Origin of the sequence: Brevibacterium sp. 50QC2O2 (assembly GCF_024580675.1) — a bacterium.
In the GTDB taxonomy this organism is placed as follows: Bacteria; Actinomycetota; Actinomycetes; order Actinomycetales; family Brevibacteriaceae; genus Brevibacterium; species Brevibacterium moorei.
Genome location: NZ_JANIJZ010000046.1, coordinates 1 through 1,373, shown reverse-complemented (window position 1 = coordinate 1,373; position 1,373 = coordinate 1). Strand labels below are relative to the sequence as shown.

The following is a 1,373-nucleotide window of genomic DNA, read 5'->3' as shown; positions in this document are numbered from 1 at the left end:
TCTTGTGTGGGCTTGTAGTCACGGGTCATGAGTCCACGTGACCATGGGTATGGTCATGATGTGGTGAGACATGGTGGTCATGATGTTGTGAGACATCTGTGGTCACGATGTCCCGAGACTTCACAGCCGTCTCTCCCGGTCTCCAGCTGCATGAACCGGCCAGTGGATGCAGTGTGCGCGCACCGAGTGGGAATCATCCTTAGTAAAGCTCCCGCGCCCGCTCCGCAATCGCCTGCTTCACCTCATTCAGCGCCCAGTCCAGGCCGCTGTGCTTGCTCACCCGGATGACCAGCCTGCCGGCCTTCTGCAGGGCCAGATAGCGGCGGATGTCGTACTCGAACTGCTCGTCGTCCCAGAAATGGTGCCCGCCCTCGTATTCGATCGCCACCTTGATCCCCGGATAGCTCATGTCCGGATGGACCATGCCCAGCCCGGGTACGTCGACCGCATGGCCGACCAGCGGTTCGGGCAGCCCAGCGGCGATGATGTCCAGGCGCGACCGGGTCTCCCGCGGTGAACCGACGCCCTCGTGTGCGCGCTTCAAAGCCCGTAGCAGTCGGCGCCGCCCGCGGAACCCGGCGGTCTGCGCGACGAAGTCCGCGAGCTCTTCCTTCGAACAGGCCCTGGGTCCGTTCCATGGGCCCAGCAGTGCGTCGAGGACGTAGACCAGGGCCTCCTCGGCGAGGCGCCCGGCGAGTTCCAGGACCAGGTACGCGAGGCTCTGCACCGTGACGCCGGCCGTGAGCTCCCCCTGCGCGCGGTGCCGCTGGCTGCGCAGGGCGACGACGCCGCGGCGCTTGATGATGCTCGCGCCGGCCGGCCGCGTGACTTCGAGGTCTACGGGCGGGCAGGGTAGGGGGAATCCCAGCAGATACGCGGCCGAGGTCCCGCCGGCTAGGGCGTCTGGGAACAGCAGTTGCAGGGCGGCAACGCGCTCGCGGATGCGCAACCAGCTGGAATCCCCGGGTCCGTAGGCGGGGCACAGCACTGACTCGCGGATGTCCTCGCGAGCCCAGATCCCGGGGATGACCAGCCGCAAGCCCCCGGTTCCGTCGCGGGGCTGCCGACCGGTCAGGGCGCGGACATCGGAGGCAAGCAGAAGCGTTGGCAAACTCATGTATTTGTAATCATTAAACATTTAGTGAGTGTAAATGATGTTGAATAGCTTTAATAGGCTAATTCACACTCGTCATGCCTACGCTTCATCGACTGGCCGGTTCATGCAGATTCTTGGAGAAGAAATCCACTGTGAAGTCTCGGGACATCGTGACCACAGATGTCTCACAACATCATGACCACCATGTCTCACCACATCATGACCATACCCATGGTCACGTGGACTCATGACCCGTGACTACAAGCCCACACAAGAC

The 1,373-nt window shown here is 62.9% G+C and carries 1 protein-coding gene; it reads right to left on the bottom strand.

The features are described 5' to 3' along the window. Positions 1–199 precede the first annotated feature (199 nt). Positions 200–1,117 carry a hypothetical protein gene (locus tag NQ038_RS15130; protein WP_257062986.1) on the bottom strand — a complete coding sequence of 306 codons (918 nt, stop codon included), beginning with the start codon at positions 1,115–1,117 and terminating at the stop codon, positions 200–202. Between the last annotated feature and the right edge of the window lie 256 nt (positions 1,118–1,373).